General features: G+C 31.5%; 11 protein-coding genes and 1 CRISPR repeat array. Of the genes, 4 read left to right on the forward strand and 7 right to left on the reverse strand.

Annotated features, from left to right (window positions below):
• The first annotated feature begins 29 nt into the window (after positions 1-29).
• A CRISPR array of direct repeats spans positions 30-532; the repeat unit is 47 nt; unit sequence GTTGTGAATTGCTTTCAGTTCCTTAATTTTATGGAGGATTCACAGGA.
• Between the two features lie 150 nt (positions 533-682).
• The 6 genes from cas2 to AC1EUY_RS08525 form a co-directional block, all read right to left on the reverse strand.
• Positions 683-1,027 carry a CRISPR-associated endonuclease Cas2 gene (cas2, locus tag AC1EUY_RS08500; protein ID WP_480195094.1) on the reverse strand — a complete coding sequence of 115 codons (345 nt, stop codon included), beginning with the start codon at positions 1,025-1,027 and terminating at the stop codon, positions 683-685.
• A 14-nt stretch (positions 1,028-1,041) separates the two neighbouring features.
• Complete coding sequence (gene cas1, locus AC1EUY_RS08505; RefSeq protein ID WP_480195095.1) at positions 1,042-1,962, reverse strand: type II CRISPR-associated endonuclease Cas1; 921 nt, start codon at positions 1,960-1,962, stop codon at positions 1,042-1,044.
• A gap of 8 nt (positions 1,963-1,970) precedes the next feature.
• Positions 1,971-5,540 carry a type II CRISPR RNA-guided endonuclease Cas9 gene (cas9, locus tag AC1EUY_RS08510; protein WP_480195096.1) on the reverse strand — a complete coding sequence of 1,190 codons (3,570 nt, stop codon included), beginning with the start codon at positions 5,538-5,540 and terminating at the stop codon, positions 1,971-1,973.
• Positions 5,541-6,371: 831 nt separating this feature from the next.
• Complete coding sequence (locus AC1EUY_RS08515) at positions 6,372-6,950, reverse strand: DUF2911 domain-containing protein (protein WP_480195147.1); 579 nt, start codon at positions 6,948-6,950, stop codon at positions 6,372-6,374.
• 135 nt (positions 6,951-7,085) lie between these two features.
• Positions 7,086-7,490, reverse strand: coding sequence for a hypothetical protein (locus tag AC1EUY_RS08520; protein WP_480195097.1), 405 nt, complete (start codon positions 7,488-7,490; stop codon positions 7,086-7,088).
• Positions 7,491-8,027: 537 nt separating this feature from the next.
• Positions 8,028-9,095, reverse strand: a complete 1,068-nt coding sequence (locus tag AC1EUY_RS08525) for a hypothetical protein (protein WP_480195098.1) — start codon at positions 9,093-9,095, stop codon at positions 8,028-8,030.
• Positions 9,096-9,212: 117 nt separating this feature from the next.
• Between AC1EUY_RS08525 and AC1EUY_RS08530 the strand changes: the two genes are divergently transcribed.
• The 4 genes from AC1EUY_RS08530 to AC1EUY_RS08545 all read left to right on the forward strand — a co-directional run bounded on the left by AC1EUY_RS08530 (position 9,213) and on the right by AC1EUY_RS08545 (position 13,294).
• On the forward strand, positions 9,213-9,728 hold the full coding sequence (locus AC1EUY_RS08530) for an RNA polymerase sigma factor (RefSeq protein ID WP_480195099.1): 516 nt from the start codon (positions 9,213-9,215) through the stop codon (positions 9,726-9,728).
• Positions 9,729-9,874: 146 nt separating this feature from the next.
• Positions 9,875-10,783 carry a FecR family protein gene (locus AC1EUY_RS08535; RefSeq protein ID WP_480195100.1) on the forward strand — a complete coding sequence of 303 codons (909 nt, stop codon included), beginning with the start codon at positions 9,875-9,877 and terminating at the stop codon, positions 10,781-10,783.
• 19 nt (positions 10,784-10,802) lie between these two features.
• Positions 10,803-11,186, forward strand: coding sequence for a hypothetical protein (locus AC1EUY_RS08540; protein ID WP_480195101.1), 384 nt, complete (start codon positions 10,803-10,805; stop codon positions 11,184-11,186).
• Positions 11,187-11,341: 155 nt separating this feature from the next.
• Positions 11,342-13,294: a TonB-dependent receptor plug domain-containing protein gene (locus tag AC1EUY_RS08545; protein ID WP_480195102.1), complete on the forward strand. Its 1,953-nt coding sequence runs from the start codon at positions 11,342-11,344 to the stop codon at positions 13,292-13,294.
• 5 nt (positions 13,295-13,299) lie between these two features.
• Here the strand turns inward: AC1EUY_RS08545 and AC1EUY_RS08550 are convergent, their stop codons facing one another.
• Complete coding sequence (locus tag AC1EUY_RS08550; protein WP_480195103.1) at positions 13,300-15,357, reverse strand: HD family phosphohydrolase; 2,058 nt, start codon at positions 15,355-15,357, stop codon at positions 13,300-13,302.
• Positions 15,358-15,390 lie beyond the last annotated feature (33 nt).

Genomic DNA, 15,390 nt, shown 5'->3' on the forward strand with positions numbered 1-15,390 from the left:
ATTGAATCAATATTATTTCAATGGGATGGGTTGTGAATTGCTTTCAGTTCCTTAATTTTATGGAGGATTCACAGGAATCAGTAAAAGAATAATTGCTGTTGCAACGTTGTGAATTGCTTTCAGTTCCTTAATTTTATGGAGGATTCACAGGATTTTTGGATTTTTCTTGGTTTTTGCTTCGGTTGTGAATTGCTTTCAGTTCCTTAATTTTATGGAGGATTCACAGGAATTAATGAAATTTTTTAGAAAAGGTTTGCGTTGTGAATTGCTTTCAGTTCCTTAATTTTATGGAGGATTCACAGGTATCCAGATGACTTAGAGAAGGCTTGGAATGTTGTGAATTGCTTTCAGTTCCTTAATTTTATGGAGGATTCACAGGTCAACTCTGTTTTACTACTACCGTTTTCAAGTTGTGAATTGCTTTCAGTTCCTTAATTTTATGGAGGATTCACAGGAAATATTCCTTCTTCATATTCTGCGCTCTTGTTGTGAATTGCTTTCAGTTCCTTAATTTTATGGAGGATTCACAGGATACTAGCTGTAACAAGCTGGTATCCTGTTTTTTATAGGATTCTATAGAATTTAGTAAATTCTACCAACCAATGAACTTCTATTGTGCTTACTCCAATAATTGCCGTTTCTATTCATAAGATGCTGAAACGAGTTCAACATGACAAATTTGTCAAAAAAGTTCTAATTGTTGTGAGGGTGGTTCTAAATCTGCTTCCTTTTGGCCATGAAACAACTCCATCATGCCGAACTGTTTATCGGTGATCTGCATTATACAGACCTTTCCCTTTTTAGGAAGTGCATTTTTGGTACGTTTAATATGTACGGTAGCATTTTCACGACTTGGGCAAAAACGTGTATAAATACTAAATTGAAACATGCCAAAACCATCATCTAACAGATTTTTACGAAACTTAGTGGCTGCTTTTCGTTCTAATCTGGTATCTGTAGGTAGATCAAAAAATACCAATACCCACATACATCTATATTGGTTTAAACGGGTTAAGTAAGAGTCCATAACTTATTTGCATACTAACTCATAAATGTTTCCATAGAGGCTTTTAATTCTGGATATAATAGTTTTCGCCTACTTCCCTCAAAACATTCATATAAACTGGCTGTCGTTCGGCTCATGGCATTCATGAGCGGACTTCGTTTACCATCTATAATCACATCTATAGCAGGAATCATCAGTAAATCGGATTTGATATTGGTATTTAATTCATTGATGTTGCAACCTGTTTCCACGATGTCATAAACTAGAGCATCCACAAAGGATCGATAGGGTTCCATCACATCGTCTGCCAAACAAAAGGCATTGTACTTGTTGTGATGAAAAATACCAACAGAAGGTAATAAACCACTACTAACCAAAGCTCTTGCTGCTACAGCACGTAAAATGGCATAACCATAATTGAGTAGATTATTTGGGGAAACACCTTTTTGGTTACGGCTAAAACCATCAATATCAAACAGATTCTGAAAATAAAAGGCTGCTGCCAAGGCCTCCTGATTACCAAAATCACCACTTTTCACATCTTTGGCGTAACGTTTTAGTCGCAAGGCATTTTTACCCCTTGCCAAAAAATGGTTGGCTTGATTTTCAATTTTAGCGGTTACAGTTTGTTGCCATAATTGTTTTTTTAAAGGCACACTGGCATTGAGCTGATGACGCATGCGTTCGGTCTGTTCACTATGGCCTACCAAAGGCTGCAAAAAAGAACAGGGCAAATGTTGTTTGTCACAAGTAATTACAGCCGTTTTATTTTGCACTAATTTCATTAACAAGCCATTGGTAATGGTAATCTGTGGGTCTTCTAAGACCACATAGCCCAAATCTTCAATGGGGATGGTAGCTTCCTTTTTATCCTCTTCAGGGAAGTTAACCACCAACTGTTCGTTTTTGGTGCTGAGATAGGCTGGGTTACCAAAAAAGAGGGTGCGTTTTATCATAATCTAATTTATTCTCCTATTTTCACAATTTCTCCTAGATGATTTAATCTAATTTTTGTTACTCTCTCTAAATGTGAATTCGATTGAAACCGTTCCCATGAAATTCCTCTTAATTCTTTTTCATTTCTTGTAACAGTCGTTTCAATATGATGCCTGAAATCTACTTGAAAAACACCTGCGTTATTTTTTGATAATTTTTGAACCCTAAACAGTTTTTCACTAATTAATTTTCTCTTCTTTTTATCAAAAAAGTCTATTTCATTTTCTTCTTGTGGATTAGGTGAATGTTTTAAATCAAACACAAACAAATCGTTAATTTGCATTGAAAACTGAAACTTGCCTAGCTCTATATCATCTCTTCTTTCTATAATGGGCGTTGGCTTTCCAGTAAGTTCTATATTGAGCAAGCCTATTTTTACGGCATCCCAAAACGAGATAACTTTATCGTGATATTTACCATCGTCATCCTTATAAATCAGGGCGTGATGGTTTTTTCCGAGAATAACATAACCATGCCTTATTTTCTCAACTTTGCTTTCATCGGAAACGGTTACGGTTTTTAGTAGCATTCCGTTTTTTAGACAGATAGGATCATCGGTTAGATTTTTGAAGGCTTCCTTAATTTTCCCATCATGTTGCTGAAGCCGTTCCTCTAAAACCCTTTTGGATTCTCCATCTATGGTTTTTTTCAATTGTGCAGTAGTAATGTTTTCATTAACAGTTACTCTCTTGGTGTTTATCCATTCATATACCGCTACTTCACCTATTGGTTCATTTTTATAAACTATTGGCACTTTTTTGAGTGTTTTTGTGGTGAAAGCCAATTTGGCATCATTATCAAATTTAGAAAGATGCTCCTCAAGTAATATTTTAATTTTAGGATTAACGATTAAGTTTAGCTGTTCTTCTGTTAGTTTGTTCAACTTTACTTTTTTATGTGCTATTCGCTTAATGCGTCCCATAACGGTGTCTTCGTGCAATCTAGCTCTTGGTACCCATGTAATTTGTTCTTTTCCGTTTTTTGGGCGGTTAATGGTCTTGGTCAATACCTTACTGTTTTCCTTTTTGAAGGAAACAAAAATGTCTTCAAGATGTTTTTTGGCCGCTACCCTAACATTAGGTATAGCACATTCAATAACATTGCCTTGGTGCTCGGCAAATTCTTTTAACGAAAATCTGCCTTCTAAAAAGTCTTCATAGTTCTTGAGTTCCTCTGAGGACAATATTCCTTTTTTATACTGATAGATTTTATTGAGATTATTGAGCTTAAATATTATTTTCTGGTCAGTAAGGGCACATATCAAGGCATCTACTGCGTGGTGCCTGTGGTCGTCTCGTTTGCTCCAATCTTTTATAATCTCAAATGTTTTGGTCTGTCCATGGGTTTTAATCGTCTTTTCTTCAACTTGCCCAATGGCTTTATAGGTATCGAACGTCAATTCTTGTAGGAGATGCTTTAACTCCCATTCATCTCGTAAGAAATCGGTCACTTGTCCAGTAGTAGTATAAACTTTTGGGCAAACTGTTTTCAACATTTTCACAGCTTCTTTTGCGATATATTGTGAATCTTTTTTCATACGTTCTACAAAATCGGAAGGAATATCTTCGCCCTTACGCAATAGATTTTCAAATTTTGTTCGGGTAATACTGCCTTTACCATCTTTGTACAAATCGTTTACTTTTGATGTGTATTGGTAAAGCGTCTTCTCTCCTTTTGAAGCCATAAAATCGTAAGCGGTCATTTGTCCTTTATCTGAATTACAACTCCTATGCGAAATAATATAATTGCTCATCGCATTATTAAAAGTTCTTGATTTTGGTAAGATGTGCTCTATATCTGCATTACCAGTAAGCATATCGGTTCCCGTAATAGGATTGTTGCAGTAGAGACATTCTTGCGTGGTTTCTTCCCAAAGAATAAACCGCTTAACATCTCTACCATTTACCAACTTAAAACCATGTTTTTCCTTCAGTTCTTTCCTAATTCGGTCATTATTCTTTTTGTTTCGAGAACTGGATTGTGAAATGCGTTTTCTAGTTTTTGCGCTGTTTCTTAACTCTCTTGCAAGTTCAACGCGTATCTCATCAATTTTGCCATATGCGTCTATGGCTAGGTTAACCACATTGACAACTTGATTGAGAATTTGTTCCACAACAGGATTTCTTAATTCATTTTTATTCAGCTGTTTTAGTTTTGGTTGTAGGTCAATGGCTGTTTTATAACCACTATGGTCGTAACCCACGTTATCGCAAGCCTCACTATATCCAATTCCTTTCTCTAAATAGGGCAAAAGTTTTCTAATGGCTCTTGTTGACAGGTTTCCATAATCTGAAGGATAGCCAACCCTGTTTGAAATAATAGTGCTTTGTCGCTCTGTAAACCCAAAACGTTTCATTAACGTTGACACCACTTCTGTTTCGGAAGGTAACGAATAGGTGATGTGCCAAAGTTCAAACAGTCCTCCTTTTTCATCATTTGCGTCTAAATTGAAGTATAAATACTGTTCCGGATTTTCAACTCCCGCTTCTTCAAGAGCAATGTAAAGAATACCATAAGTTCTACTGCCATCTAATTCAGTAAAGTTTAAGTATATCCTGTCATTTCTACCATATCCTAAAAGGTTTTTTATTTTTGAAACCGATAGTTTGAATTTTCCGTTCAAGTCTTTACCTAACCAAAGTGCATTTTTTAGTTCCTGTTTTTGTTTAAATGAAGGTTTGAATTCTTCTCCATTTGGCGTTTTCCATGACAAATCATTTATCTTTTGCCAAATCCTGAAAAGTTCAAAATAAGGTGAACTTTTGTTAACAGCTTTATGGTGTTTTTCAAAAGGACATTCTGAAATTAATCCTTTTTGACTTTTAAGTGACCTTTGGTAGTAAATGGTTTTGTTGCGAATAGTGTCGTACAATGTGCCTTTATTGTCATCATTTTGCGAATTACCTGTTAAACTGCTATGATGCTTACTCTGCTCGTCCCAAATGCGGTCAAACTCTTCTATATAAGAACTTCTTTGATATGTTCGTTCGCGAATCAAGACATCAAAAGCGTTATTCCCTTTCTTAAGTTCTGAGTATAATTTTTGCCCAATAGTTTGTCCAGTCAATTCTTTTTCTAAAAGTGCTATGCGCTCTTTATATTCTGTTGAATTTTCTTCTTCTGAAATGGACTTTCTATTGCTTAAAAATCCTCTTCGTTGATTAAGAAGTATTAAAACACGCCCCAATTCTTTTAACGTGATTTTTTGGATTGCTGCCTTTGCTCTTAAGCCATAAAGCTCAATTGAATAAAGCTCAAACAAATCTGAAGTTGGGAACATTGCATTTTCCTTTAAAATTTTATGGAGTCTATCCCTTCTTGCCTTATATCTTTGGTTGTTTCGCCTTATTCCTCTTTTAACAGTTCTATCTAAGTTCTTACTTGCCGTATTGCCCGAATAAAATTTTCCATGAAAATCAGGGTCTTCAGGTACTATCCTAACAGCTAGTTTTTCAATTTTCTTTTTGTTATTTTCTTCTTTTATGATTGCTACGCCAACAGAAGACACACCTATGTCCAATCCTAATATTTTTTTCATATTTATATATTTATACTGTAAATATATTAATTCTATTTATATTTGCTAGTGTAAAAGATAAGACATAGGTGCACCTATGTCTAGAAAAAGTGTCCAAAGCTTTATCTTGGTATAATACTTGTCTTTTACTTTTTCACTTTCATACTTTGAATCTGAGGTTTACAGTATTTTGTGAATTGCTTTTCATTGAAAGAGTTTCTTTATTGGAACTCTTTCTCTTTTTAAAGCTAATTTTTATTTATCTTTTTCTATTACGGAAATCCACATTTGTTTTACAATTTTCTTTTACTATCTTTACATTACTGAAAGCAATTCACAATAAGGATTATTCCGTTGTGAAAACATTTAAGTTTGCCTCTCGACTTTAACTGGGAGGTTTTTTATTGCTGTAAAAAGTTATGAATTTGACTTGCTATTTTACACAGGAGTTCAAGTTAATAATTCTCACTTAAAAGATAAAAGGGGATTTTTCCTGTTTTTTTACAGGAAAAATCCCCTTTTTTAATATAACTATTGAAAATAGCTGTTAGGTTTTTAAGCATAGAAAATAACTTTATATTCAAAAACAATACCTACTTTTTGAGATTTTAAAAACACGTGTTTTTTCTAGTTCTTGTAAGCATTCGGTTAGTGTTTGTCGTTTTACACAATACTCTTTTAGTATAAATAACATTCAAGCTTCTTAATCACTATTTTCGAAATACTTATTTTTATTCTCAATACTTTTTGAGGAAGGCTACAAATGCGCAGCTTTTTTGCTTTAATATTGTAATAAAAAAATGCTTCACAATTAGGGAAGCATTTTTTTATTACAATATTTAGCGATAATCTTTATATTTTACTCTCTAATTGTTTTGCTAATTTACTATTGCTTGAAAACAACAACTCTTTTTGATTATTTATTTTTAAAGGTATTTTAACTCTTGCTGTTCCCCAAGCTAAAGTCATACTAATTATATTCTCTTGCTTTTTCTTAAAAGCAATTGAAAATGTTTTTAATGGTTCGGCTTTGTTAACTGGTACTTCAATCTTTGCTACATCAAATAATGGATCATATTGAAAAGCTCCATAGACATCTACGTTGCTGCTTAAAATAACTGTCCATAAATCTTTACTAGGAATGGTATATAATACATAGGTTCCTGCTTTTATTGCTTTACCACCAAAAATAACATCACTATAAAACTTTACTTCTGTAGCCTCATTTGCTCCTGTTCTCCAAACTTCATTAAAAGGAACAACACTACCGAAAATTTCTTCAGAATCTTCAACAGAAGGCCTTCCGTAAAGCACTTTTACTAAAGGTTTCGTTACTCTGTTCTCTCTGTAGTATGCTATATCGTGTGGTACTTTGTCTAAGCTTTCAAAATTTTGGGAAAAATGAAGGTACTTGATAATACTACTACTGATAAAATAATTTTTTTAATTAAATTTTTCATAGCTTATTTGTTGGGTTTGTGTAGTTAGACATTAATTTAACAACTGTGTTTTGAAAATTCCTATTATATATTATCTTAATTTACTTAGTTAAATAAAAATCAAGTCTTAATCATCAATATTCATTGCTAATGCATCTTGTTTTATAACATTAGTAAACTTTCTAGTAGCTGATACCGTTATTTTCGAGGTAATTACAAAATTTGATGTATAAAGGCGTAAGTTATAAGTACCCTCACCTATTTTCTCTTTATTTATACTACATTCTTTTCCCTTGTTACTTGCTGTATAAATAACCTCACTTGTTTTAGTATCTAAAATTTGATATTTGTAAAAATTGTCTGCAGATTCTAACTTCATATTATCTTCTCTTTCATCATCAATAATGGTCATTGCTACTGAACCATCTGGTGCATTAGTAACATATTTCATTCTTTTTGGCTGATTAGATAATTGAGCAAACGTAGTTGCGATTGTAAAAATAAATGTTGTAGTTAAGATTATCTTTTTCATAATTGTTTTTTTAATTGTTTGTTACACTATAAAAACAATCGGGCATTTTTATGTCCTGAATTTCATACCTAGTTTTCGGTTAATCGAATTCAACTATCGATGAATGGTAATTTACTATCGACGAAATACACCATAAATTGAGCTAATAATCTAAGAAAATTGAGATAATAAAAAAAGAATCAAACACCTCATAACTCCCTGATAATTAATAATTAAAAAGAGCAAAAACATATTAAAAGTTTAGAACAAGTAACCTTGTAAAAATATATTTTGAATTCAATCCATTTATATAAAAAATGCATGTAATATTAATACTAGCATAAAGTCTAGTATCGATAATATAATTCAGCTGTATTTAAGATGTACTTCTACTAATAAATGATAAAAAAAAATGAAAACTGCTTTGTTTAAGTAAACAAAGCAGTTTATATAAGCCTATTTATTTAATGCAATTTTCCTTTATTTCTGGCTTATTTCGTTAGTATTTAGCGTTTAATTTTTTCAAATACTATATTATCGATTTCTCATTAGTTGCAATCACTTTTTAAAACGTAACCGATCACCGTTTGGCAACCTTAAATCAACTTTTTTATCGCCCGGTTCTTCTTCAATCTCATGCAACATCCATCCTCTGTTAAACTCATTATAATTTGGTACATTAAGTGTGACCACTATATTATTCGCATTCTCTTGCACACTCCATGATCCAGAGAAATTACTACTACCATCATTAATCATAATATTTCCATCTGTCAAAAAATTAAAGGTAAAACCGTTAAAGTTATCTTCTAAGTCTTGATTATTAAGTTCGAACTTATCTATTCCCCAATTAGAACAATTAGTTAATACATTTTCTAGATTATTTGTTGTACAATTATCACAGTCATCATCTTCATAATCAAAATCATCGTCTTCATCACAATCGTCTTCTGCATCTTCAATTAAATTTTCTAATGACTCTAAACTATTAGTTTGTACTTCAGATCTGTCTGATAATACTAAACTAACTGGAAAAACAATGTTTATTAAATCATTATCATCTAAATTATCAATTAAGATGTAAAATTCTCTATCATCATTGATAGTTATATCACTAGCGACTTCAGTTAAACTATTGAATACTGTTGCATTTATTGGATACACAAAATCAATACATTCAATATCTTCATCATCTTCGTTTTCACCATTACAAGTATTAGTAAGTCTATTTAATTGATTTACATTCATCACTGGTATTTCCACATAATCATTTTGAACAACTGTTATTGGGAAGTTTATTTCAAGTTGATCATTGTCATCGTCAGACTCATCAAAAATATCTTCTATAAGATCATAATCATCTTCTGAATTTACATTGATTTCAATTCCATTAGCTATAACTGTAACGGGCAAGACAACAGTTAAGCAATTGGCGTTGTCAATTATATTGTCTTCCGAACCATCTTTTAATGTTGTTTTCGATATAAGTTTTGCAGCCTTAGAATTAAAAGCTACCACATTATCAGTGTCTGATCCAGAATTTGTGATAATAGACTCTTCTTGACAAGAAATTAATATAATTGCTAATATTAATATCAATGCATTTTTTTTTGGGAACTTTTTCATGATTTCCTACATCAATTCTTATTACTATTTATTTTAAAACAATTAACTATTGAAAACTCCCGAGACTTTTTCATTTTTTTTTACTAGTTTCGGGCAACCCTTAAATAACCTATAGTAATGTCGCTAAATAATGTTTGTGATGAAAAAGATTTCACATCCATTTATAATGAGTATGTGAGCGATCTTCATAATTATCTCTATTATAAATATGGAGACAAGTATAACCCAAATGACAAAGTTCAAGAAGCTTTTGCAAAATTATGGACGAATTGTAAGGATGTAACCTTAGAAAAAGCCAAAGGCTATGTTTTTATGATTGCTAAAAACATGATGCTAAATGAAATAAAGCATCAAAAAGTTGTTTTAAACCATCAGAAAATAAAACCAAAAGATTATACAAATGAGAATCCTGAATTCTTATTGGAAAAGGAACAATTCTATGAAAAATATCAAAACGCTTTATCAAAATTAAGCGAAGAACAACGTGTTGCTTTTTTATTGAATAAAGTTGAAGGCAAAAAACATCAGGAGATTGCCGATATGCTTGAGGTTACCAAAAAGGTTGTAGAATACAGAATCTATGCTGCTTTTAAAATTATTAAAGAAGAAATTAAAGAGCTAAAGAAGATGTAAAAATTTTCAGATTTTTTAGCTTACTGATTGTTTTAAGCTGAATTAATAGCTAAGAACAATTAGCGAATATAAAAATGATAGATTTTTTTCAGGATTTATTTAAATACAGTTGTTTTTAATAAGAACAGCAGAGAAAATGATTAATAATGGATAAGGAAAAATTATTAGAAAAATGGCTTAAAGATGAATTAAATACTGAAGAACGCAATGTGTTTGAACAGTTAGAAGATTTTCATCTTAATGAAGAAATTTTAGCTGGCGCTCAACAATTTAAAGCTTCTCATTTCTCCAAGCCACCTACCTATAATGAGTTTAAGGCAAAAATGCAAAAAGCTGAAAAACCAACGAGAGTTATACGCCTAAATACTTTTATAAGGGTTGCAGCTGCTGTTGTAATAAGTTTAGGATTGTATTTTACTTTCTTTAATAATAATATGACAACGGTACAAACTTTGGCTAGCGAGCAAAATACAGTTGAACTGCCAGATGCCTCTTCAGTAATATTAAATGCTGAATCTACCATCTCTTATAATAAAAATAAATGGAATGATAATCGAGAAGTAAACTTAGATGGTGAAGCATTTTTTAAAGTGGCCAAAGGTTCTAAATTCGATGTTATTACCGAAGCAGGAACAGTAAGCGTTCTCGGAACACAATTTAGTGTAAACAATCGTAAAGATTATTATGAAGTTAAGTGTTTTGAAGGTATAGTAAGTGTTAATACGAATGGTATAACCGAAAAACTTACCATAGGAAAAACCTTACGAGTAGTTAGGAATAAATTATCTTTAAGTGTTATAGAGGATGTAGAACCCGAATGGATCAGCAATAAAAGCAGCTTTAAAAGCGTTCCTTTATTCGAGGTTTTGAATGAATTTGAAAGACAGTATGGAGTCGTAATCTCAGCTGATAATATAGACGTCGAACGCATATTTACTGGAGGATTCATTCATGATAATTTAGAACAGGCATTACGATCTATAACAACCCCATTAGAGATCAACTATAGAACAGAAAACGAAAATAGCATCATTTTATATTCTACTAAAGAATAAGTACAAGAGCTTTGCTTTTGTGCTTTTCTTTTTTATTTCGTTTTATGCTTTCACACAAACTTCTCAAAATAAAATACCTTTAAAAGAAGTTTTCAATTCGCTTGAAAAACTACATGACTGCACATTTACCTATGCTGACGATCTTATAAAAGATATAAGTATTCTACCTCCTAAAGAAAATGCTTCGCTAGCCAGAGCCATCTCTTATTTAAAACGAATCACAGATCTCAATTTTACTACTTTATCAAATAACTTTATTGCAGTTACTCCGAAGACACGAGAAAACAAGGTCACTATATGTGGTTATGTAATAGATAATGAATTAGGAATACCCCTTTCGGGAGCAACTATTGTTGGAAAAAGTAACTATGTAATTACCGATGAATTTGGTTTTTCGAATTAGAGGTTAATGCATTATCAGAAAGTGTAAGTTTTAGGCATCTAGGATACCAACCCAAAGCACTGCTTTCGAATGAGCTTAACACGAATACATGCACTAATGTTTTTTTAAACCCACAAATAGAATCTTTATCACAAATCGTTCTTAATAATTTTTTAGTGAAAGGTATTGATAAGATCGTAGACGGTACTTTTAATATTAACTTTAACAAATTTGGTATTTTACCTGGTTTGATAGAAACCGATGTTTTACAAACAATTCAAGCGCTTCCTGGTATTAACAGTGCTACTGAAACAGTTTCAGATATTAATATTCGAGGTGGAACAAACGATCAAAATTTAATTATTTGGGACGGAATTAAAATGTATCAATCAGGTCATTTTTTTGGTTTAATATCCATTTTTAATCCACAAATGACCACTGAATCTCAACTTATTATAAATGGTACGAACGCAAAGTATTCCGACGGGGTTTCTGGTTCCATTCTTATGAAAACAGATGATAAGATCAATAATAAATTTTCTGCCAATATTGGTATAAATTTTACGAATTTAGATGGACTTTTAGACATACCTCTAGGTAAAAAATCGTCACTACAAATAGCATCGAGAAAAGCGATCAATGACTTCGTAGATACTCCAACATATTCTAAATATTTTGATCGAATTCAACAAGATACTGAGTTAGAAACTTTTACTAATAACAAAACCAAATTTGACTTTTATGATACTAGTTTACGTTGGCTCTACAAACCAACGGAGAAAGATTTTGTAAAAATTAGCGGAATATTAGTCAACAACGAGCTTGTTTTTAATGAAAGCGCTACCATTTCGCAAGAAGAAATTTCTAAAGAAAGTCAGTTGCTACAAGAAACTTTTGCCAGAGGTTTACTCTATAGAAGAGAGTGGAATAATTCATTTGCAACCTCAATAAATGCTACTGCAAGTAAATACACAATAGATGCCATTAACGCTAATATAAGTGAAGAACAGGTTCTAAGTCAAAAAAATACGGTCTTAGAAACTTCTTTAAAACTAAACACAATTTATACTTACAATAAAAATTTTTCATTCGAAAGTGGTTATAATTTTACAGAAACAGGTATTACAAATTTTAGTGAGCTTGATCGACCTCCATTTTTACTTTCTGTAAAAGAAGTAATTAGAGAACACGGAATTTATTCTGAATTACGATTTTCTTCTAGTGTAAAAAAAACCTTTATGAATGTAGGCGCGCGCTATAACTACATCGACTTTTTAGACGGTAATCGCCAACATAGAATTGAACCACGTCTTAGTATACAACATAAGTTTGAAAATAATTTCACTATCGAATTATTGGGTGAATTCAAGCATCAAAATTCAGCTCAAATCATAAGAGGGCAGAATGATTTCTTAGGTATAGAAAGAAGGAGATGGATACTAGTAAATAACGAGGAAGAAAATGTACCCGTACTTACTAGTAAACAAATTTCAACCGGATTGACTTATAATACTAAAGGATGGTTGGTAAGTGTCGAAGCTTATTTTAAAGAGATTAATGGCATAGTAGCATTAAGTCAAGGTTTTGTCAATCAATATGCAAACTCGCAAAGTATAGGTCTTTACAAAGTTAAAGGAATAGATGTCTTAATTAATAAACGATTTAGCAAAATAAACACTTGGCTCACTTATTCATTAGCAGACAATCACTATACTTTTAACGATCTAACTCCTAGTACGTTTCCTAATAATATTGACATAAGACATTCTATTGCCCTCGGAAGTTCTTATACTAATAAAAAACTGAAGATTTCTGCAGGTCTTAATTGGCATTCAGGCTTACCTGCTACCCTTCCAGATATTGAAAATCCGATTACAAATAACTCAATTAATTACGGAGAAGCTAATAGCAGCAGAATAAAAGACTATCTAAGGTTTGATATTTCTGCTAATTATGATTTCAACCTTGGCAATAATACAAAAGCGAGTACTGGTATATCCCTATGGAACTATACCAACAACCAAAATATCATCAAAAAATACTACCGCATCAACGACAATACTGTACAAGAAATTAGTAATAGTGCTTTAGCTTTAACCCCAAACTTTGTATTTAGAGTTATATTTTAAAAAATCTATTCAGGATATTCTATACGCAGGTGATAGATATTATGCAATTTCTTCTTAATAACTTTTTTTATCAATTCTATTTCTCTAAAAGTAATATCAGCATTCATAAATTGATTAGTACTCATTTGGGAATCAATAATTTTATCAATTAAGTCATTAATTAATTGTGCTGTAGGCTCTTTTAAACTTTTTGATGCAGCTTCAGCTGCGTCGCACATCATAAGAATTGCAGTTTCTTTAGAGAAAGGGATAGGCCCTGGATACATAAAATCTTCTTCATTAACTGTATTTGGCATCATTTCTTCTTGCTTTTTATAGAAATAATATACCTTGCTAGTACCATGATGCGTGCGAATAAAGTCTATAACGCGATCAGGTAATCCATACTTTTTTGCAATTTCAATGCCATGTATAACATGATCAATAATAATTTTTGCACTATCGATAGGTGCTAACTCGTTATGAGGGTTCACATTTGTTGTTTGATTTTCAGTAAAATACATCGGATTCAACATTTTACCAACATCGTGATATAACGCTCCCGTTCGTACTAACATGGCATTTGCTCCTATTTCGTTTGCACTTGCTTCAGCTAAATTCGCTACCTGCATAGAATGCTGAAATGTACCTGGCGCTTTTTCACCTAATTCTCTCAAGAGTTTGGAGTTTGTATTCGAAAGTTCTAATAAAGATACGTCTGATACTAAGTTAAAAGTCTTTTCATAAATTAAAATAAATAATAATGATAAAAATGATAACACTCCGTTAAGTGCAAACATTCCAAAATAAGTATAATTGATCTTATTTGCATTACCTTCTTGAATAATTGAAAATGCAAAATATGCAATCATATAAACGAGTGTTATCTGACTAATTGATATAAATAAGTTAGCCCTTCTATACAATTCTGAAACTGTAAGTATTGTAACAATACCAGCTATAATTTGTAAAAAAATAAATTCAAAACTATTGGGTACAATAAACCCTAAAAGTAATACTGTTAATACATGTGTAAAAAGCCCTAATCTAGCATCAAAAAATGCCTTCAAAATAATTGGTAAAATAATAAGCGGAACAACGTATAAATAATCTACTCTGTATTTAATAACCATAGTTATTAAAAACACCATTAATAAAATATTAAAAAAGATAAACGTTACTTTTGTATTATGTTCAAAAATATCTGTTCTGTACTTCTTCAAGAATAGCAAAAGCATCAAAAGAACTAATGCCACTAATATGGTATAACCGAAAACTATCCAATTATAATTTGAAGCATTCCATAATTGCGATTTATATTCGTTTTTCAAAGATGTTAATATCTCATATTTTCTTCCTTCAACCACATCTCCTTTAGATATAATTCTTTCATTTTCAGACACCAACCCTTTAGTCTTAGAAATACTCTTTAATTTCTCATCTAAGACTTTTTGTGTAAATGCATCATCATAATAAATATTAGGTTCTAAAACTTCAAGTAATATGGCTCCTAGTTCACCTTTAAATTTTTCATATCGGGTTTGATCAAAATGATTATTAATTAATGATGTAAGCTCATTTTGTTTTACAAACCTATCATATATAACTTCTTGTGCCTCATTTCCTTTCTTAAGTATTACTAATTGTTTTGGAGACGCATCACTTCTATCATCTCTATCTAAATAACCGCTTTTATATATATCGTCAATTAGTTTTTTTGCAAAAGAAACAACATTTTGCTTTGCGATATTTTTAAAAATCGAATCGGGTAATGTTAACCTTGTTTTCTGTCGAAAATTTTGAATAACTCTATCTGGTACATCTTTGTTAAGTGAAAAATAAAGTTGTCTATTTGATTCTAACTCTTTAACCTCTTTTTCAATTTCTTCTGTAGGTTTTTGTATTGCAAAATCAAAAGGAGCATATAAATTATCTGATTGCCAAGGTTTTCCTTTTTGTATGTCTAGCCCAAAATGACCACCTTTGGGAAATAAATAAACAATACTGATGGTTGTAATTATAAATAAGGATACCTTATAAATCAAAGAATGATTTTGATAAAGTTTATTTATAGAGTCTTTCATTTAAAAATAGTAATTACCAAATGTAAAAAATTA

The organism is Maritimimonas sp. 2210JD6-3 (assembly GCF_056591795.1).

Excerpts from the sequence above, each read along its gene's own strand:
- AC1EUY_RS08525 (WP_480195098.1), bottom strand. The coding sequence starts at position 9,095 with ATGAAAAAGTTCCCAAAAAAAAATGCATTGATATTAATATTAGCAATT.
- cas1 (WP_480195095.1), bottom strand. The coding sequence starts at position 1,962 with ATGATAAAACGCACCCTCTTTTTTGGTAACCCAGCCTATCTCAGCACC.
- cas9 (WP_480195096.1), bottom strand. The coding sequence starts at position 5,540 with ATGAAAAAAATATTAGGATTGGACATAGGTGTGTCTTCTGTTGGCGTA.
- AC1EUY_RS08520 (WP_480195097.1), bottom strand. The coding sequence starts at position 7,490 with ATGAAAAAGATAATCTTAACTACAACATTTATTTTTACAATCGCAACT.
- AC1EUY_RS08530 (WP_480195099.1), top strand. The coding sequence starts at position 9,213 with ATGTCGCTAAATAATGTTTGTGATGAAAAAGATTTCACATCCATTTAT.
- cas2 (WP_480195094.1), bottom strand. The coding sequence starts at position 1,027 with ATGGACTCTTACTTAACCCGTTTAAACCAATATAGATGTATGTGGGTA.
- AC1EUY_RS08535 (WP_480195100.1), top strand. The coding sequence starts at position 9,875 with ATGGATAAGGAAAAATTATTAGAAAAATGGCTTAAAGATGAATTAAAT.
- AC1EUY_RS08550 (WP_480195103.1), bottom strand. The coding sequence starts at position 15,357 with ATGAAAGACTCTATAAATAAACTTTATCAAAATCATTCTTTGATTTAT.